Origin of the sequence: Flavobacterium sp., from assembly GCF_004295795.1 — a bacterium.
Lineage (GTDB): Bacteria > Bacteroidota > Bacteroidia > Flavobacteriales > Flavobacteriaceae > Flavobacterium.
On sequence record NZ_SEBR01000004.1, the window covers coordinates 135,573 to 158,731 of the forward strand.

At 47.5% G+C, this 23,159-nt stretch carries 13 protein-coding genes and 1 tRNA gene; 8 read left to right on the plus strand and 6 right to left on the minus strand.

The window, feature by feature from the left end:
- Window positions 1–110 precede the first annotated feature (110 nt).
- From EOO49_RS04055 to EOO49_RS04075, 5 genes are all read left to right on the plus strand, one after another.
- Window positions 111–3,392, plus strand: coding sequence for a DUF6493 family protein (locus tag EOO49_RS04055; RefSeq protein WP_290842961.1), 3,282 nt, complete (start codon window positions 111–113; stop codon window positions 3,390–3,392).
- A 1-nt stretch (window position 3,393) separates the two neighbouring features.
- Complete coding sequence (locus tag EOO49_RS04060; RefSeq protein WP_290842963.1) at window positions 3,394–4,719, plus strand: SWIM zinc finger family protein; 1,326 nt, start codon at window positions 3,394–3,396, stop codon at window positions 4,717–4,719.
- Between the two features lie 569 nt (window positions 4,720–5,288).
- A tRNA-Arg gene (locus EOO49_RS04065) sits at window positions 5,289–5,362 on the plus strand.
- Window positions 5,363–5,598: 236 nt separating this feature from the next.
- Window positions 5,599–6,774 (plus strand): acetyl-CoA C-acyltransferase, encoded by a 1,176-nt coding sequence (locus tag EOO49_RS04070; RefSeq protein WP_290842965.1) that lies wholly within the window; start codon window positions 5,599–5,601, stop codon window positions 6,772–6,774.
- 219 nt (window positions 6,775–6,993) lie between these two features.
- On the plus strand, window positions 6,994–7,755 hold the full coding sequence (locus EOO49_RS04075; RefSeq protein ID WP_290842967.1) for a C40 family peptidase: 762 nt from the start codon (window positions 6,994–6,996) through the stop codon (window positions 7,753–7,755).
- Between the two features lie 52 nt (window positions 7,756–7,807).
- Here the strand turns inward: EOO49_RS04075 and EOO49_RS04080 are convergent, their stop codons facing one another.
- Together EOO49_RS04080 and gyrA are read right to left on the minus strand one after the other, a co-directional pair.
- Window positions 7,808–9,100, minus strand: coding sequence for a hypothetical protein (locus tag EOO49_RS04080; protein WP_290842970.1), 1,293 nt, complete (start codon window positions 9,098–9,100; stop codon window positions 7,808–7,810).
- A 15-nt stretch (window positions 9,101–9,115) separates the two neighbouring features.
- Complete coding sequence (gyrA, locus tag EOO49_RS04085) at window positions 9,116–11,719, minus strand: DNA gyrase subunit A (RefSeq protein WP_290842971.1); 2,604 nt, start codon at window positions 11,717–11,719, stop codon at window positions 9,116–9,118.
- A gap of 257 nt (window positions 11,720–11,976) precedes the next feature.
- Here gyrA and EOO49_RS04090 point away from each other — a divergent pair, with 257 nt between their 5' ends.
- From EOO49_RS04090 to EOO49_RS04100, 3 genes are all read left to right on the plus strand, one after another.
- Window positions 11,977–14,523 carry an ATP-dependent Clp protease ATP-binding subunit gene (locus EOO49_RS04090; RefSeq protein ID WP_290842973.1) on the plus strand — a complete coding sequence of 849 codons (2,547 nt, stop codon included), beginning with the start codon at window positions 11,977–11,979 and terminating at the stop codon, window positions 14,521–14,523.
- A 755-nt stretch (window positions 14,524–15,278) separates the two neighbouring features.
- Window positions 15,279–16,664, plus strand: coding sequence for a 30S ribosomal protein S6--L-glutamate ligase (gene rimK, locus EOO49_RS04095; RefSeq protein WP_290842975.1), 1,386 nt, complete (start codon window positions 15,279–15,281; stop codon window positions 16,662–16,664).
- Window positions 16,661–17,176 (plus strand): DUF421 domain-containing protein, encoded by a 516-nt coding sequence (locus EOO49_RS04100; RefSeq protein ID WP_290842977.1) that lies wholly within the window; start codon window positions 16,661–16,663, stop codon window positions 17,174–17,176. Before rimK ends, EOO49_RS04100 begins: the two co-directional genes overlap by 4 nt.
- Before the next feature lie 94 nt (window positions 17,177–17,270).
- Here the strand turns inward: EOO49_RS04100 and EOO49_RS04105 are convergent, their stop codons facing one another.
- The 4 genes from EOO49_RS04105 to hutH all read right to left on the minus strand — a co-directional run bounded on the left by EOO49_RS04105 (window position 17,271) and on the right by hutH (window position 23,116).
- The gene (locus EOO49_RS04105; RefSeq protein WP_290842979.1) at window positions 17,271–17,513 is read right to left on the minus strand and encodes a hypothetical protein; all 243 of its coding nucleotides are present in this window, start codon (window positions 17,511–17,513) and stop codon (window positions 17,271–17,273) included.
- 549 nt (window positions 17,514–18,062) lie between these two features.
- The gene (locus EOO49_RS04110) at window positions 18,063–19,124 is read right to left on the minus strand and encodes an agmatine/peptidylarginine deiminase (RefSeq protein ID WP_290842981.1); all 1,062 of its coding nucleotides are present in this window, start codon (window positions 19,122–19,124) and stop codon (window positions 18,063–18,065) included.
- 83 nt (window positions 19,125–19,207) lie between these two features.
- Window positions 19,208–20,083, minus strand: a complete 876-nt coding sequence (locus EOO49_RS04115; RefSeq protein WP_290842983.1) for a carbon-nitrogen hydrolase — start codon at window positions 20,081–20,083, stop codon at window positions 19,208–19,210.
- A 1,527-nt stretch (window positions 20,084–21,610) separates the two neighbouring features.
- On the minus strand, window positions 21,611–23,116 hold the full coding sequence (gene hutH, locus EOO49_RS04120) for a histidine ammonia-lyase (RefSeq protein ID WP_290842985.1): 1,506 nt from the start codon (window positions 23,114–23,116) through the stop codon (window positions 21,611–21,613).
- Between the last annotated feature and the right edge of the window lie 43 nt (window positions 23,117–23,159).

The window sequence follows — 23,159 nt, forward strand, 5'->3', positions numbered from 1 at the left end:
CTTCTGCAAATGCAGAAGGATTTTTTGTTTGCCAGTCGAAGATGCATAATGTTTTCAAACACACAGCAGCAGTTGCGGAACGCGACTGCTACCGATCGAAGCCCCACAAAGTGTCCAAACACGCAGCAGCAGTTGCGGAACGCGACTGTAACCAGCACAAGATTCACAACGTGTCAAAAAAACACAGCAGCAGCAGCAGCAGCAGCAGCAGCAACCAAACGCAACAGCAAATAATCCTCCAACCCAACAAATTCCCAAAACTTTCCTACTTTACGCAAAAAATCCTCAGGATGAAAAAACACCTGACTTTCGTCGACGACACCTCTGACAAATTCTGGAATATCGAGACCTTTGGTTCGCAATTTACCGTGACCTACGGCAAATCCGGGACCAGCGGAACATCCCAAACCAAAAACTTCGAAAGCGAGGAAGCCTGCCTTAAGGCCGCCGGGAAAATCATGAACGAGAAAATCAAGAAAGGGTATTCCGAAGAAGGACAACCGTCGGAAATCGCGACAAAAGGCAAATCCGAAAAAGAAATCAAGCCCGCGAAAAAAGATGTCGCACCCGAATACGACAATCTTATAAAAACCAAAAACAAAACCGCAATCCTGCCCTTTCTCAACGACAATTCCAAAGGTAACCTCGAGGCGCTAAAGAAGGCAATCAAGAAAAACAAGCGCTATTGGGTTGATTACGTAGATCTTGAGAACGATCCGGAGTTCAAGCCAAAAGGCAAGAATTGGTATTGGGGAAAACGAGGCGACGAAAATCACGAGAAACTGATTGTGCTCAGTGCGATCGCGCTTTTCAGCAAATCGGATGTCCTGGCTTGGGACGAAGTTTTTTCGATGCTGTCCAATCCGGAAGACAAAGAAACTTTGGAAGTCCTGGAATGGGCAAAACCCAACTGGATCAACGAGTATCTGCTTGACCAAAGACGCAAAAACGAGTGGAGGACTTTCCCGTATGAAGCCTTGCGATTTCTGGAGGACCGAGAATTTATCGCCTACAGTCCGGACCTTTTCGCGACGTCGCTGGCCGCGATGGTCACAATGTCTCATAACAATGTGCCCCGCTTGAAGATCGAGAAACTGCTTGAGGACGCAACGGCTTACAAGCGCGACGTTCCGCAACTTTTCAACTACGACTGCAACATTCAGAATTTCGTTTTTTGGGAAGACGGACAAGACGAACGTCCGGAGCGGAAAACTTGGGAAATCGTGCTCGATGAGTTACTGGCTCAGAAAAAACTGGACAAGAACTTTTTTATAGAACACACGATCCTGATCCAGACCAAAGACTGGACAAACAACGCCAAAAGTTTTTTCAGGAAGCGACTGCTCGCCCAGGAGTTGTCGGTTGAGGAATTGCTGCCGTTTCAGGAGCACATCTTCGCTTGTCTGCACAACGCTTTTCCGGCCGTAACCGCTTTCGGGATGGATTTGGTCAAGAAGATTTCTGAACATCCAAGGTTCGCTTCAGATTCGTTTCTGGATTGGGTCGAGCCGATGCTGATGCGCGCCGATTGCAAAACATCGGTCAAGACGGCTTTGATGGTTTTCGAAAAAATGGCGAAATCGCATCCCAAACTCAAAAAGAAAATCCATCTGAATACGACCGAGGTCTTCCTGATTCCCGATCTCAATCTGCAACAGCGCGCGGCCAGATTTCTGAACAAATCGGCATCCGAGAAGGAAACCGAACTCGTCGAAAAATTGGTTTCCTATAGCGAGTTGCTGCAAGGCGCGGTAAGAAGTGACCTGTCGAAATTTATTTCAGATCAAACTTTCGGGAGTGAACACTCGGCAGCCGAGATTTACCAACCGAAAACAACTTCGGAAAAAGTGCTCACGGAACGCGTCACCTTGCCAGAAACCTGGAACGACGTCGTTTTCCTGTTTGGGGAATTCATTTCGTCCGACGAAGTTTTGCCGATGGAAATCCTGCTGAACACTTACATCGTTTCGAGACATCTGTTTCCAGCCGATCAATCAAAGCAACTCCAACCGTATTATAAACAGCTCGAGAACAACTATCTGGGCGGTTTTCACCTCAATTACGCCAGTGTTTTTTTCCGACAGAAAATGCTCGACATCAATTTCAAATTCCAGATCGAGGACGATTCCGATGAAAAGATCGCGACGCTGATGTCGATCAAACATATTTTGTATGCCGTCCAAGCGCGAATCGATCGCAATTCGACCATTCCGATGCTTTCGTTCCCGACGCACAAACCGCATTGGATCGAGCCGAAAACGCTGCTGCAACGCCTTTTGGATTGCCAGGAAAACAACGTCGCGGTCGATTGGGTCGATTTGGCCGTAGCAATTTCGCGAATGCCGCGCGAAAATGTGTCCGAAGCCTTGCCTATTCTGGAAAAGATCAACGGCGAATTCAAGGAGTTGCTGGCTTATTGCCTTGGTCTGACCGATGAGATTAAAGTCAATGCCCCGAAAAAATCGCTTTTTGGCAAACTTCTTTCCAAAATCGGAGGCGAGACCGCAAATCCCGTCGCCTATTCCTGGGCAGTAGCAGCGCGCACGCACAACCCGAACGGAATTTTTCCCGAATTCGACAACACCGATTTTGCGAACTTCCACATGGTAAAAGCGCCGTTCGCGCCCGAATTGAAGTCGTTTGAACGCTTTTATGAATACAAGGATTATGAAACCAAAAAAATGGTGCGCTCGGAAATCTGGCACGAATTGGGTTTTGACACGCAACCGGTAAAAACGGTGCCCGCGCCTTTGCTTTACAGCCTGGATCTCATAAACCAAAAACGAAATTACCTGTTCGAGCTCGGCACGCCTGCGAATGTGAAATACTGGAACAGCCTGATGCCACAAAATGGAGACGCTCTGGCTTTGCATTTGCTGAAACAATCTTGCGCCCAGACAAACAGTTCCGGAGCAGATCTCAAAGCCTTTCTGCAATTGACGGTCGATCCGGGATTCAGGATGTCACTTTTGGCGCACAAAGTTTTGGGTTGCGCGTTTTTCCACGATTCCAAGGAAGTCAGGATGATGGCTTCGGAAATTCTTGGAATGCTGATCGAAAATGGATCGGTTGACATGGAAGCACTTGGCAAACATTGCGCTTTCCTTTCGGACGTAAGATACGCGCCGTTCCAGCGGTTGTCGGACAGCGTGGCCGCGGTCAAGGACATTTCGGCCGTCCACAATTCGGCTTTGCAAGGCTTTTACGACAGTTTTTTGTCTGATGTAAAATACGAAGCAAAATTGCCGACCAACTTCAAGAAACTCGTCGAAAATTACCTCGACGTCGCGCTCAAAAACGGCCAAAAACCAACGTTTCAAGCCAAAACGTTCTTCGAAAAACACAAAGACGTCGCTTCACTGAAACCGCTCATCAAACAAATTCTCGACTGACATGACCGATCTGCAATATGAATTCAACGCGAATTCGACATTTTCGCGCGAAAAAGGACTGAACAAACTCGTTTTGGCGCACCGGACCGAAATCGCATCGGTGAACGAGATTCCCTGCTTTTTCTGGGGAAATCTCGTCGATCCTTATGTGACGGCAAAATGTTGGAGTACGATCGCGAAAGTCGTGCGCTCGAGCTTTGGCCCGATTCCGCCAAGTTTGCGCGACCCGATCGTTTCTGCCGGAACCGAGCGCATCCGCTTCGAAGGATTTTCGTCCTGCAACGGCGTTTACGTGAGATTGGACATGAAACCGGAAGCTATCGACGGCGAATTCATCGCGAGCGGAACTACAAACGTCGATTTCAACGATCCGATGTTGAATGCCTTGAACAGCATCCAGAAAAACGAACGCGTAACCCTTTCGGTCGGGCAAAAAGACATGACCGTGGCGACATCGAAAGCGAAAGTCACCGAGCGCAAAGTCACGCTCCCGACGCGTTGGATCAAAGGCCTGACGAGTGTCCAATTGTACTTGGCCGACATGGATTTTCGGTTCGAACTCACCAAGATCCAAGCGATCCAACTCTTTCAAAGTTTGCCCAAAGGAAATTCCAAAGGCGATTTCTTCATCGCGAAAAAGGCTGGAAAGTTCGTCTTCTCAACGCTAGGCGGAAGCGATACGGCCAGAATCGGCGGCATTCACAGACTGCGTTTGCTTGAAGGCGTTTTGCCGATATTGGACAAGATTTTCGTTTACGAATCGTCGGACAAACAGACTTGCGCGCTTGTGTGCGAATTCGGCAAGATGCAACTTTTGATGGCGTTTTCACCGGACGCTTACCGCGGATTCTCCGGTGAAGGAAAAGTGCTCGAAACCATTACCGAAAGTTTGCCGATGGAATATGTCGTCGGCCTGAACGGAATGTTGAAATCGAACGAAACTTTCGACCCGACGATGCTCTCGATAGCGAATGACATTGATTTCGGGACGATGGAAAACCTCACGGCGAGTCTGTCGTCTATCGGGCTTTTGGGGTACGACCTGACGCAGCGCAACCATTTCTACAGACAACTTCCGTTCAAGACCGAACGCATCATGAGCCTGAATCCGCGCCTGAAGAATGCCAAAACGCTTATTGCCAACGACGACATCACGATCGTAAGCAAAACCGCCGACGCGATCGAGGCCATTGTAAAAGGCACCGATGTCCTGCATAAAGTGGTCATCGACGGCAATTCTGCGCGATGTACTTGCAAGTGGTTTACCGATTATCAGGGCAAGCGCGGGATTTGCAAGCATATTCTCGGTGTGAAGCTTTATGTTTGATTGTCGGATTGGTCGATTTTGGACTTTTGGATTGATGGATTTCAGATTGAAGGATTATCGGATTTGGAGACTTTGAATTGGAATTTTCGGATTGGTAGATATTCGGATTGGCAGATTGACGGATCTTAGATCGGAAGCTTTTAGATCGGAAGATTTTTAGATCGGAAGATTTTTGGATTTGTCGATTGGCGAAATTTCGGATTGGGAATTTCGCAAGTTTTTTCGCTTTTCTCCAGACCTAACAAATCTCGAAGATTTGTTAGGTTTACGAAGTTCGGGCTTCCAAAGCACATTTCCTTACGGATTTTCTGCCGAAAAAGTTAAATGTAGGTTGGCGCAAAAAATCTTCTGCCGGTCTTGTTCAACCGATCTTGGATGTTTGACAGGTCGTTTCAAAAAGCAAATGGCGTCAAATCAAGCTAAGCTATCGCCGACGCTTTTTGTTTTGAATCTGAACCGACACAAAACCAATGCGTTAGTGACGACCCGCCAAACAATTTCCAAATAATTTGGCTTCCATATTGCCAAACCCGATAAACCTATCTATATTTGCACCGCTTTAAAGCAATGGTCGCATAGCTCAGCTGGATAGAGCACCTGCCTTCTAAGCAGGCGGTCGAAGGTTCGAATCCTTCTGCGATCACGAATGAATTTCAAAGAAAAAATGCCCAAGTGCTGCTTGAGGCATTTTTTTTTGCTCCTAATCCATCACTTTCGATCTTGCGGATAATTGCCGTAAAAGCAACAGCCTTCAATTTTACACGCAACTTATTAACAGAACCATAAAAGCAAACCAACTATTTTGAAAATTAGCTAAATTCGCTGCACAAACAAAAGATCGTCCGCGTCAACGCGGATTCCAATTAAAGAACACAAACCATGAAAAAAGTTGTAATCGTATCGGCAGTGAGAACCCCGATAGGAAGTTTTATGGGCGCTTTGTCAACCGTTCCGGCAACCCAATTGGGCGCTGTGGCGATAAAAGGCGCTTTGGAAAAAATCAACCTTAAACCGGAATTGGTAGACGAAGTCCTTATGGGCAATGTTGTCCAGGCTGGCGTTGGACAAGCTCCGGCGCGTCAGGCCGCCTTGGGCGCAGGTTTGCCGAGTTCGGTCATAACGACTACCGTGAACAAGGTTTGCGCTTCGGGGATGAAAGCCGTGATGCAGGGCGCGCAGGCGATCCAATTGGGCGATGCCGATATCGTGGTCGCTGGCGGAATGGAAAACATGAGCGCGATCCCGCATTACGTACACATGAGAAACGGCGTGAAATTCGGAGGAGCGAATCTAATCGACGGACTGCAAAGAGACGGACTGAGCGATGCCTATGACAACAATGCCATGGGAGTTTTCGCCGACGAATGTGCCAAGGAATACAATTTTACTCGCGAGGACCAAGATGCTTTTGCCATCCAATCTTACCAACGATCAGCCAACGCTTGGGACGGCGGGAAATTCGACAATGAGGTCGTTCCTGTTGCGGTTCCTCAAAGACGAGGCGAGCCGATTGTGGTTGCAAAAGACGAGGAATACTCGAACGTGAAACTCGATAAAATCCCGTCGTTGAATCCTGCCTTTACGAAAGACGGGACGGTTACCGCTGCAAATGCCTCGACAATCAACGACGGAGCCGCGGCTTTGGTGCTGATGAGCGAGGATAAAGCCAACGAACTTGGATTGAAGCCACTGGCTTACATAAAAGGTTTTGCCGATGCCGAGCAAGAGCCGAAATGGTTCACGACAGCGCCGGCGAAAGCGCTTCCGAAGGCTTTGGACAAGGCCGGGATTTCCAAGGAAGATGTCGATTTCTTCGAGTTCAACGAAGCTTTCTCGGTTGTCGGGTTGGCCAATTCGAAGATTTTGGGATTGCCAGCCGACAGAGTGAACGTAAACGGAGGCGCGGTTTCTTTGGGACATCCGCTTGGTGCTTCAGGAGCGCGGATCATCGTGACTTTGTTGAGCGTTTTGGAACAGAACGATGCCAAGATCGGGGCGGCTGCGATTTGCAACGGAGGCGGAGGCGCATCGGCAATCGTGCTTGAAAGGGCATAATTGGTCGAAACACTTTTTTGGTTGCAACCGAGTTCGTATTTTTGCCGCGAAACCTAGCCCGGATAGCAGCGGTTAGCCTTTCGCGAAAAACGGCATCGGTTTTGTTCGCGCGCCAAAGCGACCACAGGAAGCTCTTGGCGCGCGTTACAAAAGCTGGCGTTTTTGGTGGAAGCTAAAAGCGGATAGCCGGAATTTGCTCCTAAAAATCAACCTTACCGAATGTTCGGAATCTGTAATCTTGCCATCATTCCTTTGCGCGCCGAATCGAGCGATCGCAGCGAAATCGTTTCCCAAGTACTTTTTGGAGAGCATTTTACCGTGCTTGAGACCAAAAGCAACTGGACGCGTGTGCGCTTGGCTTTCGACGGATACGAAGGTTGGATCGACACCAAACAATACCAGAAAATTTCAGAACACGATTTCAATCAGTTGAGCGCAAATGCGACCGTGATGAATTCAGATCTGATCGAATACGTGACCGGGCCGAACAATGCTTTGCTTCCTATTCCGCTTGGTGCTTCGCTTTCATTTTTGAATTCGGATGAGATCAATGTCTCGAATTTCGAATTTGAAGGATTTAAAGTGAGCGGTGAGCGCCCGAAATCGAATTTGATCCCGACGGCCTATCTGTATTTGAACGCGCCTTATTTGTGGGGCGGAAAGACGCCTTTTGGGATCGATTGCTCCGGACTGACGCAAATGGTCTACAAACTCAACGGCTACAAGCTTTCGAGAGACGCCTCGCAACAGGCTTTGGAAGGCGAACCTTTGAGTTTTATCGAAGAGAGCGAACCCGGAGATCTGGCGTTTTTCGACAATGACGAAGGGAATATCATCCACGTCGGGCTGATCATGGAGAACAATTATATTATCCATGCGAGCGGAAAAGTCAGGATTGACAGGCTCGACCACTTGGGAATTTACAATGCCGAAACGAATCGTCACACGCATAAACTCAGAGTCATCAAAAAATACATCTAACAAAAAACCCGGAATCGCTTCCGGGTTTTTCTTTACATATCGGTTAGATATCTTATTTGCCTTGTTTGGCTTTCAGCGCGGCATACTTGTCTTTCATCTCAAGATAATTGTAGACGGAAAGCAGGTTGCTCGTTACGCTTTGGTCGTCTGGCGCAAGTTCGTGGGCTTTTTCCAAAAGCGGAAGCACAGACTTGAACAAACCGACGCGTTGGCCTTTCAGTTGCTCGTATTTCTTGTTGTCGGCAGCCGACGTTCCAAGTTTGTTCATTTGCTCGGTCAATTGCTTGTCCGCCGCGAGTTTTACGGCCGCAAGGTTTACGTAGGCGTTCGTGTACTTGGCATCGAGGTTGATCGTTTCCTGGAAATGCTTTTCTGCTTCAGGCATTTTCTTTTCCTGGAAAGCCAAAACGCCAAGGTTGTAAACCGCATTGGCATCGCTCATGTTGGCGACTTTTTTGTACTCTTCGTAATTGGCCGAATTCAAGACCATTTCAGATTCGAGTGCCTTTAGTGTCGGATCGTTCGGAACCGCAGCCAAACCTTCGGTCAAAGCTTTCTTGGCTTCGTCTTTTTTGCCTTGCTGGTTCAGGATTTTTACAAGGTTCGAATAGATTTCGGCTTGTTTTGAAGGTTCCTGTTCTTCTTTAGGCAAAACGTGCGTTCCAATCTTTACGGCCTGGTCGCGCTCGGCTTTGTTGTTGAAGCTTTCGTACTTGTCGTTCAGTTTGCTTTTGGCTGTAAAAATCGTCTTTTCACCCGTGTACTTGGCAGCGTTCAACTCGTTGTAATACTTGATGGAATTGTCGTAATCCTGACCGTTTACGGCATAACTCGCGGCATAATAAAGGACGTCTTTGTCGCTTTTGTCGAGTTCGTAAACCGAATAAAGGACTTTTGCGGCTTCCTTGTTTTTGCCGCCGTTCCCAAGCCCGACCGCATAATTCAGCAACAAGGGACGGAACGAGACGATCGTTTCCTTGATGTCGTCGGTGTAAACCTTCTTGTTTGTCTTTTCGTAATCCAGTGTAGCGTTCAGTGATTTTACGAAGAAATCGACTTTTTCCGGAGAAACCAGATTGGCCTGCGCTTGCGGATTCGTCGCATTTTCCTTCGTGCCCATTTCCAGCAGCGGCAACATTCCTTTGTAGAAGTTGAAATACACTTTGTCGGCCGGATCTGAAACCAAAGGCTCGGCTTTTGACAAAGCAGCCTTGTATTCGGCTACATCTTTGGCCTGCATCTGTTCGATGGCGTAAAGTTTCTTAAGTGTCTTGAGCTCGTCTTTTTGGGCTGTGGCCGAAAGCGAAACAGCCAAAATCGACGCGATTGCTAATTTGCGTACCATATTGTTGTTGTTGAATTATTCCTGTGAATCGTCGTTGGTTTCTGCTGCGGAATCGTCGGTTTCCTCTTGATCGGCGTCGGCTTCACCCGTGTGAAGATCTTCTACCGAGATCGGTCCGTCCGTTTCAAGCGCTTCAAGATCGACGTCAAGCGCTTCTTCCTCTTTCATCACCTTGGTCACGGCCGCGATGGCGTCATTTCCTTTGATGTTGATAAGACGCACACCTTGAGTCGCACGACCCATGACGCGAAGATCTTCGACGGCCATTCTGATCGTAAGTCCGGATTTGTTGATGATCATCAAATCGTCGGCATCGGTTACGCTGTTGATCGAAACGAGTTTTCCTGTTTTGTCAGTGATGTTCAGGGTTTTGACACCTTTTCCGCCTCGGTTCGTGATTCTGTAGACTTGTTCTCCGTCTTCCTCGAGTTTGGTTCTTTTTCCGTACCCGTTTTCGGTTACGACCAAAATCTGGGAGATGTTGATGTCTTTTTCGTCGATCGCGACCATTCCGATTACTTCGTCTTTCTCGTCGGCAAGCGTTATCCCGCGAACTCCAGATGCGGTTCTTCCCATCGGACGCGTCTTGCTTTCCTCGAAACGAACCAATTTACCAGACTTCACGGCAACCAAAACCTGGCTGTTTCCGGTAGTCAGTTTTGCTTCCAGCAATTCGTCGTCCTCACGGATCGTAATCGCGGCAACACCATTGGTTCTAGGACGCGAATATTGCTCAAGCGACGTCTTTTTGACCTGACCTTGCTTGGTGACCATGATCACGTAATGGTTGTTGACGTATTCCGTGTTCTTCAAATCCTGCGTACAGATGAACGCTTTTACCTTGTCGTCGTTCTCGATATTGATCAGGTTCTGGATCGCACGGCCTTTGCTCGTCTTGTTTCCTTCCGGAATTTCGTAGACGCGCATCCAGTAACACTTTCCTTTTTGCGTAAAGAACATCATGTAATTGTGGTTCGTGGCTACATATAGATGTTCCAGGAAATCGGAATCTCTCGTGGCCACGCCTTTTTGCCCTACTCCGCCCCTATTTTGGGTTTTGTATTCCGACAATGGCGTGCGCTTGATGTAACCGGCGTGCGAAATCGTGATTACGACAGTTTCGTCGGCGATCAAGTCTTCTATGCTTACGTCTCCGCCGGCATACTCGATTACCGAACGTCTCTCGTCTCCATACTTGGTAAGGATTTCGCGAAGTTCTTCTTTGATGAGTTCCATTCTGAGTTCCTTGCTGGCGAGCAATTCTTTCAAACGTTGGATGAGTTTCATGATTTCCTCATACTCGGCGCGAAGTTTGTCCTGCTCCAGACCTGTCAATTGGCGCAGACGCATCTCGACGATCGCCCTTGCCTGGATTTCGGACAATTTGAAAGCCTCGATCAATTTCGATCTGGCTTCGTCCCCGTCTTTTGATGAGCGGATCAATCGGATCACTTCGTCTATATTGTCTGAAGCGATGATCAAACCTTCGAGAATGTGCGCTCTTTCTTCGGCTTTTCTCAATTCGAATTTCGTACGGCGCGTCACGACATCGTGTCTGTGCTCGACGAAGTAATGGATAAGATCCTTGAGGTTGAGCATTTGCGGACGTCCGTTTACAAGCGCGATGTTGTTCACGCTGAAAGACGACTGCAATTGGGTGAATTTGTAAAGCGTGTTCAAAACGACGTTCGGAACGGCTTCGCGCTTCAATATATATACGATGCGCATTCCGTTTCTGTCCGATTCGTCGCGGATGTTGGCGATGCCTTCGATTTTTCTCTCGTTCACAAGGTCGGCCGTCTTCTTGATCATTTCGGCTTTGTTGACCTGGTACGGGATTTCTGTCACGATGATGGCTTCGCGTCCGTCCACTTCCTCAAAATTGGCCTTGGCGCGCATGACAATACGTCCGCGTCCCGTCTTGAAAGCTTCGCGTACGCCTTCGTATCCGTAGATTACGCCGCCTGTCGGGAAATCCGGCGCCTTGATGTGGCCCATGAGCTCGTCGATCTCGATCTCGGGATTGTCGATGTAGGCAAGAGTTCCGCTGATGACTTCCGTAAGGTTGTGAGGCGCCATGTTCGTGGCCATACCGACGGCGATTCCGGAAGCTCCGTTGATCAAAAGGTTCGGAACACGCGTAGGCATCACTTTCGGTTCTTCGAGCGTGTCGTCGAAGTTGAGCTGGAAGTCTACGGTTTCTTTGTCTATGTCTGAAAGTATCTCTTCGGAAATCTTTTTCATTCTGGCTTCGGTATAACGCATCGCCGCCGGACTGTCACCGTCTATCGATCCGAAGTTACCTTGTCCGTCCACCAAAAGGTAGCGCAAGCTCCATTCCTGGGCCATACGCACCATCGTGTCATATACTGATGAGTCGCCGTGTGGGTGATATTTACCCAAAACTTCCCCAACGATTCTCGCTGATTTCTTGTGCGGACGATTTGAAAGCACGCCCAATTCGTACATTCCGAAAAGGACGCGTCTGTGTACGGGTTTTAATCCATCGCGCACATCTGGCAGTGCACGTGACACAATGACCGACATCGAATAGTCGATGTAAGCCGTTTTCATTTCATCCTCAATGTTAATCGGGATTAACTTTGATCCGTCTGACATATTCCGTTTGTTAAATTTACTTTAGTATAAAAATCCCGCTAATATAACGTTTCCGGCGCATTTTTTAGGGTCGGAAAAAGCTAATTTCCCCTTATTTTATTAACAATTTGGAGGCGCGTCGCGTTGATAAATTAGTAGTTGTTTAACTCGGATATTGCCATAATTTTCGTCACTTAGCGATTGTCGAATTTAGGGCAGGAATGGTTTTTGCAAGCTGCCATCCGAATTCCTAAAATCAAATACCCAATTCAAACAGTATGGATGATAATTTTTCACCAAGAGTAAAGGATGTTATTTCCTACAGTAAAGAAGAAGCCCTGCGTCTGGGACACGACTTTATTGGGACGGAACATCTTATGCTGGGTATACTTAGAGACGGAAACGGAAAGGCGATCACGATTCTGAACAATCTGTCGGTCGATCTCGAGCACTTGCGCCGAAAAGTCGAAATATTAAGCCCGGCCAACCCTAATGCCGATATGAGCAACGAAAAAAAGAACCTGCACCTGACACGTCAGGCAGAGCGTGCGCTAAAGACCACTTTCCTCGAAGCGAAAGTTTTCCAGAGCACCTCGATCAGCACGGCCCATTTGTTGCTTTGTATCCTGAGAAACGAAAACGATCCCACAACCAAGCTGCTCAACAAGCTCAAGATTGACTACGATGCAGCGAAAGAACAATATCTGAATATGACGCCAAACGAAGAAGAATTCATGGAAAACCTTCCGCGGAACGAGTCTTACAACGACGATCCGGGACAAGATGACAGCCTTAAAGAAGGCAATTTCAACAATCCGCAGGGAAAATCGAACAAGAAATCGAAAACGCCCGTGCTTGACAATTTCGGGCGCGACCTTACGGAAATGGCCGAAGAAGGCAAACTCGACCCCGTCGTAGGACGCGAAAAGGAAATCGAGCGCGTCTCGCAAATCCTGAGCCGACGCAAGAAAAACAACCCGCTTCTCATAGGAGAGCCCGGAGTCGGTAAGTCTGCGATCGCCGAAGGTCTCGCGCTTCGCATCATCCAAAAGAAAGTTTCGCGCATCCTTTTCAACAAAAGAGTCGTGACACTTGACCTGGCGAGCCTTGTAGCCGGTACAAAATACCGCGGACAGTTCGAGGAACGCATGAAAGCCGTGATGAACGAGCTCGAGAAAAACGACGATATCATCCTTTTCATAGATGAGATCCACACGATCGTAGGAGCTGGAGGCGCAACGGGTTCGCTCGATGCCTCGAACATGTTCAAACCGGCCTTGGCACGTGGCGAAATCCAATGCATCGGAGCGACGACTCTCGACGAATATCGTCAGTATATCGAAAAAGACGGAGCACTTGAGCGTCGATTCCAGAAAGTAATCGTCGAGCCGACATCTGTCGAAGAAACGATCACGATCCTGAACAACATCAAGAACAAATACGAAGATCACCACAACGTGACTTACACTCAGGAAGCGATCGAGGCTTGTGTCAAGTTGACCAATCGCTACATGAGCGAGCGTTTCCTTCCGGACAAGGCGATCGATGCTTTGGACGAAGCCGGTTCCCGCGTGCACATTACCAATATTGATGTTCCGAAGCAAATTCTTGACTTGGAACGCCAGTTGGAAGAAGTGCGCGAACTCAAGAACACGGTCGTCAAGAAACAGAAATACGAGGAAGCCGCCAAATTGCGCGACGACGAAAAGCGTTTGGAGAAAGACCTTGCGATTGCACAGGAGCAATGGGAAGAAGATTCGAAGAGCAACAGGATCGTTGTCACGGAAGATAACGTAGCCGACGTCGTATCGATGATGACGGGAATTCCGGTGAACAGAATCGCGCAGACCGAAAGCAACAAGCTCGCGAAATTGCCAGATCTGATCAAGAACAAGGTGATCGGGCAAGACGAGGCCGTCGCCAAGATCGCCAAGTCCATCCAACGTAACCGCGCCGGCCTGAAAGACCCGAACCGTCCGATCGGATCGTTTATTTTCCTCGGGCAGACAGGTGTCGGAAAAACGCAGTTGGCCAAGGTTCTGGCTCGCGAATTGTTTGATTCCGAAGATGCGCTCGTGCGTATCGACATGAGTGAATACATGGAGAAATTCGCGATTTCGAGATTGGTTGGAGCGCCTCCGGGATACGTCGGATACGAAGAAGGCGGACAATTGACCGAGAAAGTGCGTCGCAAACCTTATTGCGTGGTGCTTTTGGACGAGATCGAAAAAGCGCACCCGGACGTGTTCAACATGATGTTGCAGGTTTTGGACGACGGATTCCTTACCGATTCCCTCGGACGCAAGATCGACTTCAAGAACACAATCATCATCATGACCTCGAACATCGGGGCACGACAGTTGAAAGACTTCGGACAAGGTGTCGGTTTCGGAACATCGGCAAAAATGAACCAAGCTGACGAGCACGCCAAATCTGTAATAGAGAATGCGTTGAAAAAAGCTTTCGCTCCCGAGTTTTTGAACCGTATCGACGACGTGATCGTATTCAATCCGCTTGAGAAACACGATATCGACCTTATCATCGAGATCGAGCTCAAGAAGTTGTACGCGCGCATTGCAGAATTGGGTTACACTTTGCGCCTGTCAGACAAGGCCAAGGCGTTTATCGCCGACAAAGGTTTCGACAAGCAATTCGGTGCACGTCCGCTAAAACGCGCCATCCAGAAATATGTGGAAGATGCTTTGGCAGAAGAGATCATCACCTCCAAAATTGGAGCCGGAGACGAAATCTATATGGATATCGAGGACACGACCAACGACGAATTGACCGTCACGGTCCAAAAAGCCGAAGAGCCCACGAATTGATGTTATCGATAATTTTATATGAAAACCCGTCTTATTAGGCGGGTTTTTTGTTTTATTTGAAGTCGCTGATTTGCTTTTTGGACGAAAACAAAAAATTAGCGAATTCGCGGTTAACTATTTCTGAAGCTGCAAATCGACTTTCAAGTAAACGCCGCGAATTTAAATGCTTTTCCGAAATTATAAAGTCACCTAGATAATTCGTGAATTCGCGGCTTTATTTTTTGTCAACTTACTGGCTCGAAATAATTGAAAATAATTGTCGAGGCAATGAGGAACTTATCGGCTAATCAGTTTTATGTTTCCAAACTAACGTTAACGAAGATTTGATGTGGAAACCCGTTTCTTTAAATTGGTTTTCGTTTCACTCAAGTAGCTGATTTGCTTTGGACGGAAACAAAAAATTCGCGAATTCGCGGTTAACTGTTTCTGAGGCTGCGAATCGAATTTCGAGAAAACGCCGCGAATTCGCGAATTCCAATACTTTCCCGAAATCTTTAAGTCATTGATGTTAACAATAATTTGATACAAAAGCCCGCCATTTCAGACTAGTTTTTTGTTTTATTTGAGGTCGCTGATTTGTCTTTGGAGACTTGATAGCCGGTGAATTTGTGGTCACAAAAAGATCAAGCCACTGACGCCCGAATTCTGATGTTCTTTAATTCGAAGGCCAACCAAAAAATAATCGTCTTAAAATTCCCCAAAAATACTCGTGGCTCCAACCCAAAACGTCTAAATTTGAATCTAAATCATCCAAAATGCAAGACCCAAAAATCGTCATAGGGAGCGAAGAATGGTGCTCCTTTCCTACTCTCGGAATCCCTAAAATCAAGGCACGCGTCGATTCTGGCGCAAAAACGTCGGCACTTCACGCCATCAACATCGCGCCGTTTCGCAAGGACGACGAAAATTGGGTGCGTTTCGAGGTCAATCCGATACAGAAAAACGTAAAGACGGTTTTGCATTGCGAGGCCAAACTCCTGGGAAAACGCATCGTCAAAAGTTCAAGCGGCAACCGCGAACAACGCTATGTGATTTCGTCCGAATTCCAGATTGGCGGACAGTCCTGGCCAATAGAGATTACGCTCACCAACCGCGATTCCATGGGATTCCGGATGCTTCTTGGGCGTGAAGCCATGTTCGGACGCATGCTCGTCGATCCCAGCCAACATTACGTTTTGGACGAACCATCGGCAACAGAACTCAAGGATCTGTACCAATATTCAGAAAAGGCAAAAAGCGGACTTCGCATCGGCGTTTTGGCCAGCAACCCGGAATTGTACTCCAACAAACGCATCATGGAAGCCGGTGAAAGTCGTGGCCACGAAATGCATTTCCTAAACATCAAGGAATGTTACATGAAACTCGACGGCCACAATCCTGAAATCCATTACCGCGGCGGCCGCAAATTGAACGATTTTGACGCCGTGATCCCAAGAATTCGTCCGAGCATCACTTTTTACGGATGCGCCCTGACGCGTCAATTCGAGGCTTTGCGCGTTTTTAGCCTGAACTCATCCAAAGCGATTGCCCAATCCCGCGATAAATTGTATTCGCTGCAACTTTTGCTCAATCACGGCGTCGATATTCCCACGACGGGTTTCGCTAACTCGCCTCTCGACACCGACGATCTGATCAAAATGGTCGGTGGCACGCCGCTTATCGTCAAATTGCTCGAAGGCACTCAGGGAAAAGGCGTCGTTTTGGCCGAAACCAAGAAAGCGGCAGAATCCGTAATCAACGCTTTCAAGAGTCTGAATGCCAACATTCTCGTTCAGGAATTCATCAAAGAAGCTAACGGAAAGGATTTGCGTTTGTTCGTAATCGACGGAAAAGTCGTTGCAGCGATTCAACGCGAGGCGCTTCCGGGAGAATTCCGCGCAAATATTCACCTTGGCGGAACGGCTTCTGTCATAAGACCGACGCAAGAGGAAAAACGTATCGCGATCAAGGCCGCAAAAGCTATGGATCTGAAAGTGGCCGGAGTCGACATCATCCGCTCGGCGAAAGGTCCGCTGCTGCTTGAGGTCAATTCTTCTCCGGGACTGGAAGGTATCGAAGGCGCGACCAACAAAGACATCGCGGGCGAAATGATAAAAGCGATCGAGAAACACTTCAAGTTGCAAAAATCAGAGAAAGTTTGAATCCGTTTGTCGACATAATCCTACGCAGTTCGGCCGTCTATATTTTTATGGTCGTCGCCTTGCGGATTTTCGGCAAAAAGGAACTTTCACAATTGAGTACGTTCGACGTCATTCTGATTTTACTGATAAGCAACGCCGTCCAAAACGCGATGGTCGGTCCGGACACATCGCTGCTCGGCGGATTAGCCGCGGCGGCCGTGTTGTTCACACTGAATTTCATCCTCAAGAAAACCATCGCCAAATCGTCTTTTTTCGAGAATCTGCTTCGCGACAAACCTGAAATCCTGATCCACGACGGCAAACCCGATTTCAAGGTTTTGGCCAAACTCGACATCAGTCACGACGAACTTGGGGAAGCCATGCGAGAACACGGTGTCGAACATTATGCTGATGTGAAGCTCGCCATGTTCGAACCCGATGGCAACATTTCAATAATTTCGGGCGCGAACGACAGTCTCAAACAAACGCACTTCAAACGCCGCCGGAATCGCAAGAATATCGTCAACGTCTGATCAATTTTTGGTCAAGTATGGCAATCGTTTCTTGGCAACCGACGAATTTACTAACTTTAACGCATAAAAAAAGAGCCCGAAGGCTCTCTCATTTCTAAAAGTTTCCCGGACCGGTATTCGTGGTCGGTTGATCGTCGGCCGATGAATGGTTCGAATTCGACTCGTATTTCCGGTTGCCGTGGTTTTGATGAAAGCGCCTTTCCTCTCGCCCTTCGACCGTGATATCATTTCCCGAAACGTCTTTGTCGGCACCAATGTACGGTTCTTCATTTTCGTTTTCAGGTCTGCGATCGCGCGCATCTTCCCGATGTCGCATATCGTTTTTGTTGTCTTCCATAATAGTTGTGTTCTAGTTGTTACCCTAAATTACGAAAACTGTCACGGCGACAATAGACGTTTGGCACAACGTTTTGATAAGTTGAAGTTAATTTTTTTTGGGCGTGCCGGCGGCGGTTTTCAATTCGGTTGCGGTCGCAGCGGCAGTATTGTTTTTGAGGAAAGTTTTTTTGGAAGCCGCCGTCGGGCTGCAGGCACTCGCTTTTTGCCGGGAAATATTTGTGAATGACAAATCTTATTTCGGCAAAAGAGCTCAAACAAAGCCGGCATCCCTCACGCAATAGTCCAAAATTCGTTATTCCATGGTTGTTGTTCAACATTTTTAGAATAATGAATAATGAATAACGAACGCCAAGTCGCCAGTAATCCGAAAAGGCCCGATTTTGGAAGCCAAGACTTGATTAAACCAAAATCATGAGCTGTAAACCTTAATGAACTTAACGGCCTTAATGGTTCAAAAATTATCTCTGAAAGGTGGAATCTTTGAGAGTAAAGAAATGTTGAATAACGAATAACGAATAACGAATAACGAATAACGAATTTTGAAGTGTCACACCGCCGGTTCCTGTTGGCTCAAACAGTGAAAACTGCCCAATCCCCAAATGATGTCGGTAGAATCGATCCCGACGACCTTTCGCGTCTTGAAACAATCCTGCAAAATCGACAAAGCCTTGTCGTCGTTGGCATCGCGGAAAGTCGGCACGATCACGTTTTCGTTCGAAATATAGAAGTTCGCATAAGAAGCCGGAAGGATCTGGTCGTCGAAAATCACTGGCTTCGGCATCGGAAGCTCTACAATGTTCAACTGTTTGCCCGTTTCGAGCCGCAGCGTTTTGAGGGTTTTAAGATTTTCCTGAAGAATCTCGTAATTCTCGTCAGACTTATTTTCTTCGATTACGGTTACGACAGTGTCCTCGTTCACGAAACGCGTGATGTCGTCGATGTGTCCGTCAGTGTCGTCACCTATTATTCCGTCACCGATCCACAAAATGTTGTCGACGCCGTAGAAATCGACCAAATACTGCTCGATCTGACTTTGATTCAAATGCGGATTTCGGTTTTCATTAAGCAAACAGGCCGTCGTGGTGAGCAGCGTTCCTTTTCCATTGAACTCGACGCTTCCGCCTTCCATCACGATTCCGGGATGAAAGACTGGCAGTCCCAAAGCTTTCCCGATTTCGGTCGGAATCACGTCATCGAGATCAAACGGAGGATATTTTCCACCCCAAGCGTTGTATCCCCAATCGACGATCGCTTTCTCACGTGTCTCGCGATTCACCAAAAACGCCGGGCCGTGATCGCGACACCAGGCATCGTTCGTAGGATGTAAGTAGAACTTCACATTGTCGAGCAAAGCCTCGAGATTGCTCAAAGTCTTGGCATACTCCGAATTGTAAAGACTTAGTAACGCAAACTGCTTCATTTCCTCGTTCGCGACATTGATGCAAACCTTTTGGTGCGAAGCCACGCGCAAGATGAATTCGCTGTAAGGATTGTAAACCGTATGGATTTTACCGGGCCACGACGCTTCCTTATGCGGCCAGGAAAGCCACAAAGCGGTCTGTTTTTCGAACTCTGCAGGAAAATGGAAACCTAGTTGCTTTGGTGTCATAAAATTTGTGTAGCTGATCGAAAGCCAAATGCTCAACGACTTGTTCTATTATCTATCCGTCTGTTATCTATTATCTCAAAAAATCAATCCTCGTCGATAAAACGCTTTGTTATAGGCTGATAACTGTCGATGCGGCGATCGCGCAAAAACGGCCAGTGCATCCTGAAGAAGTCCGATTCTTTTTTGTCGATTTCGACCACGACAGTTTCTTCTTCTTCGTGAGATCCGAGGTAAAGTAGCTTGCCTTGGGCGTTTGTCACGAAACTACCGCCCCAGAATTTCATCGCGCCGTCTTGCTCGAAACCTACGCGATTCACACTTACGACAGGAACGCCGTTCGCCACAGCATGCGAGCGTTGGATTGTTTGCCACGCGTTATATTGGTCTTTGTTCGTTTCCTCGTCCTGGTCTGTCGCCCAACCGATCGCTGTCGGATAGAACATGATCTCGGCCCCCATTAGCGCTGTAATTCGACTGGCTTCCGGATACCATTGGTCCCAACAGATCAAGATCCCGATCGTCGCGAATTTCGTCTTGAAAACTTTGTAGCCCAGGTCGCCCGGCGTAAAATAGAACTTCTCGTAGTAAGCCGGATCGTCCGGAATATGCATTTTGCGGTATTTTCCCAGGTACGAACCGTCCGCATCGATTACCGCGGTCGTATTGTGGTACAAACCTTCTGCCCTTTTTTCGAACAAAGAGGCGATGATGACCACGCCAAGTTCTTTGGCCACTTCCTGCAAAGCCGATGTGCTCGGTCCCGGAATCGCCTCGGCCAGTTTGAAATTCTCGTAATCTTCGACATCACAGAAATACAAAGACGTGAATAATTCCTGCAAACACACGATCTGAGCGCCTTTTTGAGCCGCCACGCGAACCTCGCGGATCGCTTTTTCAAGGTTTACCTGCTTGTCGGCATCGCAAGTCATCTGCACCAAACCAATCTGGACTTTAGACATAGTTGAAGTTTTAGGGCGCAAATTTACGTAAAAAGTGAAAGAGTTCTGAGCGGCCGATGGCCTAAGTTTGTTAGGGGAATGCTAATTTTTGGGTGTTTGCCACACACACTTCGCAATTTTCCTTTTGTCGTTAGTTGTTCGATATTCCTTTTTTCTACAAGCAGTTTTTTGCAAGACGGTCGTTCCGACCCTCCCGTCGTAAAAATAGGCTTTGCAAACCCAAGTCGATTACAGAAAATCTGCCGAAATTGTTAAAAGCAGGTTTGCCAAAGCAACTGCTCTCAACACGAGATTCACAGCACTAAACAACCTCCAAACATCTCAAAAAATCCCCAGGCCAATTTGCCTCGAAATAAAAGTTGCAACCAAAAAAAATCGGGTTGACTGTTAGAGCCAATTTAATAAACCAAACATGCTAAAATTCGCGAATTCACGGTTAAAGCAATCTCAGTCCGCAAATCCTAAGCAAAGTAAAAAGCCACAAATTCACAAATGAGCCGATTCGTGCTTTCGTGGCAAAGCAAATTATATCAACCGCGAATTCGCGAATTTACCAAACGCATTGCGCCAAAATTCGCGAATTCGCGGTTAAACAAAATCCAAGTCCACAAATCCGCAGCACAAATAAAGAGCCACAAATTTGCAAATGAGCCGATTCGTGCTTTCGTGGCGAAGCAAATTATATCAACCGCGAATTCGCGAGTTTACCAAACGCATTGCGCCAAAATTCGCGAATTCGCGGTTAAGCAAAATCCAAGTCCACAAATCCGCAGCACAAATAAAGAACCAAATTTGCAAACAGAGCCGATTCGTGCATTCGTGGCGAAGCAAATTATGTCAACCGCGAATTCGCGAATTTACCAAAAGCATTGTGCTAAAATTCGCGAATTCGCGATTTAAATAAAATTTAAGTCCACAAATACGCAGCAAAATAAAGAGCCACAAATTTGCAAACAGAGCCGATTCGTGCGTTCGTGGTGAAGCAAATTATATCAACCGCGAATTCGCGAATTTACTATACGTATTGCGCCAAAATTCGCGAATTCGCGGTTTAAACAAAATCGAAGTCCGCAAATCCGCAGCAAAAATAAAAAGCTACAAATTTGCAAATAGAGCCGATTCGTGCATTCGTGGCAAAGCAAATTATATCAACCGAATTCGCGAGTTTACCAAACGCGTTGTGCTAAAATTCGCGAATTCGCGGTTTAAACAAAATCGAAGTCCACAAATCCGCAGCAAAAATAAAAAACCACGACCCGAGCAGCGCGAACTGGCCAAAAGCCAATACACGAATAAAACTGTATCGCGCTTAGTGGCAAAAAAATTAAATTAACCGCGAATTAGCGAATTATACGCCCTAAGTCCCGAATCACGCAGAGCATCAAATCTGTTTAAAATCCAGCAATCCGTGGCCAAAAAGGCGGGAAGTTTCCAATATCGAACAACGAATAACGAATAACGAATAACGAATAACGAATAACGAATAACGAATAACGAATAACGAATAACGAATAACGAATAACGAAATTACAAGAGCTCCTCAGCAATCCCAAAACTTCTCAGGAAAACCTTGGACGTCTCGATATCGTAATGCAAAATGCGGTCTTCCTTGACATGGGAAACTTCCTGGCGGTAAGCCCTTACGAAAGTCTCCACGAATTCGCTGGATCTCAATGGTCGCCTGAAATCCAAAGCCTGTGCGGCGTTGAAAAGCTCGATAGCCAAAATCGTCTCCAGATTTTCGACCACGCGCAAAGCTTTCGTAGCTGAATTCGAGCCCATACTGACGTGATCTTCCTGTCCGTTCGAGGAAACGATACTGTCTGTACTCGCCGGATTCGCGAGTTGCTTGTTCTGGCTCACGATACTCGCGGCCGTATACTGCGGAATCATGAATCCAGAATTCAAACCGGGATTGTCGACCAAAAACGCAGGCAAACCGCGCAATCCCGAAATAAGCTGATAGGTTCTTCGCTCTGAAATACTTCCCAGTTCGGCCAGGGCGATCGCCAAAAAATCGAGTGCCAAAGCCAAAGGTTGTCCGTGGAAGTTCCCGCCGGAAACGATTTGGTCGGCATCTATGAAGATGTTCGGATTATCGGTAACCGAATTGATTTCGGTCTTGAAAACCTTGTGAACATACTCGATCGCGTCCTTTGAAGCGCCATGAACCTGAGGCATGCAACGGAACGAATAAGGATCCTGAACGTGCTTTTTGGGCTGTTTTATGATTTCGCTTTCTTCGAGGAAAACGCTGATTCTCGCCGCAGTGATGATTTGTCCTTTGTGTGGACGGACCGCGTGTATCAATTCGTTGAAAGGTTCTTTTCGGCCGTCGAAACCTTCGAGGGAAATCGTTCCGATGAGATCTGCCAGATACGACAATTTGTGCGCCTTGATCAGCACGTGAGCGCCGTAAGCCAGCATGAACTGCGTGCCGTTCAGCAACGCCAGGCCTTCTTTCGATTTGAGTGCGATCGGACTCCAGCCGAAGTGTGTCAGAACGTCTTGAGCCTGTACTTTCTTGCCGTTGAACCAAACCTCGCCCATGCCAATTAGCGGCAAACTCAAATGCGCCAGCGGAGCCAGATCGCCCGATGCGCCAAGCGAACCTTGTTCGTAAACGACTGGCAAAATGTCCTCGTTGTAAAAATCGACCAAGCGCTGCACGGTTTCCACCTGAACGCCCGAATTTCCGTAGCCCAAACTCTGGATTTTTAGAAGCAGCATCATCTTGACGATTTCCTGAGGCACTTCGGCCCCGGCGCCGCAAGCGTGCGACATCACGAGGTTTTCCTGGAGTTTCGACAGGTTGTCGTTGTCGATCTTAATGTTGTAAAGCGAACCGAATCCGGTATTTATGCCGTAAATGGGATCTTGTTGGGAATCCATTTTCTTGTCGAGATATTCGCGGCATTTTCGGATATTTACGAGCGCTTCTTCTGACAACTCGAGTTTTTTATCCGAAGAAATGATGTCCGAAAGCTGTTCCAGCGTAAGAATTTCCGTGCTGATATAATGGTGGGTTTCCATCTCAAAAAATTAGGTGCCCAAAATTCCGCATTTGCATCCGATA

What these genes read in the sequence shown, in the direction of transcription:
- hutH (WP_290842985.1), bottom strand. Translation starts at nt 23,116, where the DNA reads ATGGAAACCCACCATTATATCAGCACGGAAATTCTTACGCTGGAACAG.
- EOO49_RS04075 (WP_290842967.1), top strand. Translation starts at nt 6,994, where the DNA reads ATGTTCGGAATCTGTAATCTTGCCATCATTCCTTTGCGCGCCGAATCG.
- EOO49_RS04110 (WP_290842981.1), bottom strand. Translation starts at nt 19,124, where the DNA reads ATGACACCAAAGCAACTAGGTTTCCATTTTCCTGCAGAGTTCGAAAAA.
- EOO49_RS04090 (WP_290842973.1), top strand. Translation starts at nt 11,977, where the DNA reads ATGGATGATAATTTTTCACCAAGAGTAAAGGATGTTATTTCCTACAGT.
- EOO49_RS04070 (WP_290842965.1), top strand. Translation starts at nt 5,599, where the DNA reads ATGAAAAAAGTTGTAATCGTATCGGCAGTGAGAACCCCGATAGGAAGT.
- EOO49_RS04115 (WP_290842983.1), bottom strand. Translation starts at nt 20,083, where the DNA reads ATGTCTAAAGTCCAGATTGGTTTGGTGCAGATGACTTGCGATGCCGAC.
- EOO49_RS04105 (WP_290842979.1), bottom strand. Translation starts at nt 17,513, where the DNA reads ATGGAAGACAACAAAAACGATATGCGACATCGGGAAGATGCGCGCGAT.
- gyrA (WP_290842971.1), bottom strand. Translation starts at nt 11,719, where the DNA reads ATGTCAGACGGATCAAAGTTAATCCCGATTAACATTGAGGATGAAATG.
- EOO49_RS04080 (WP_290842970.1), bottom strand. Translation starts at nt 9,100, where the DNA reads ATGGTACGCAAATTAGCAATCGCGTCGATTTTGGCTGTTTCGCTTTCG.
- rimK (WP_290842975.1), top strand. Translation starts at nt 15,279, where the DNA reads ATGCAAGACCCAAAAATCGTCATAGGGAGCGAAGAATGGTGCTCCTTT.
- EOO49_RS04060 (WP_290842963.1), top strand. Translation starts at nt 3,394, where the DNA reads ATGACCGATCTGCAATATGAATTCAACGCGAATTCGACATTTTCGCGC.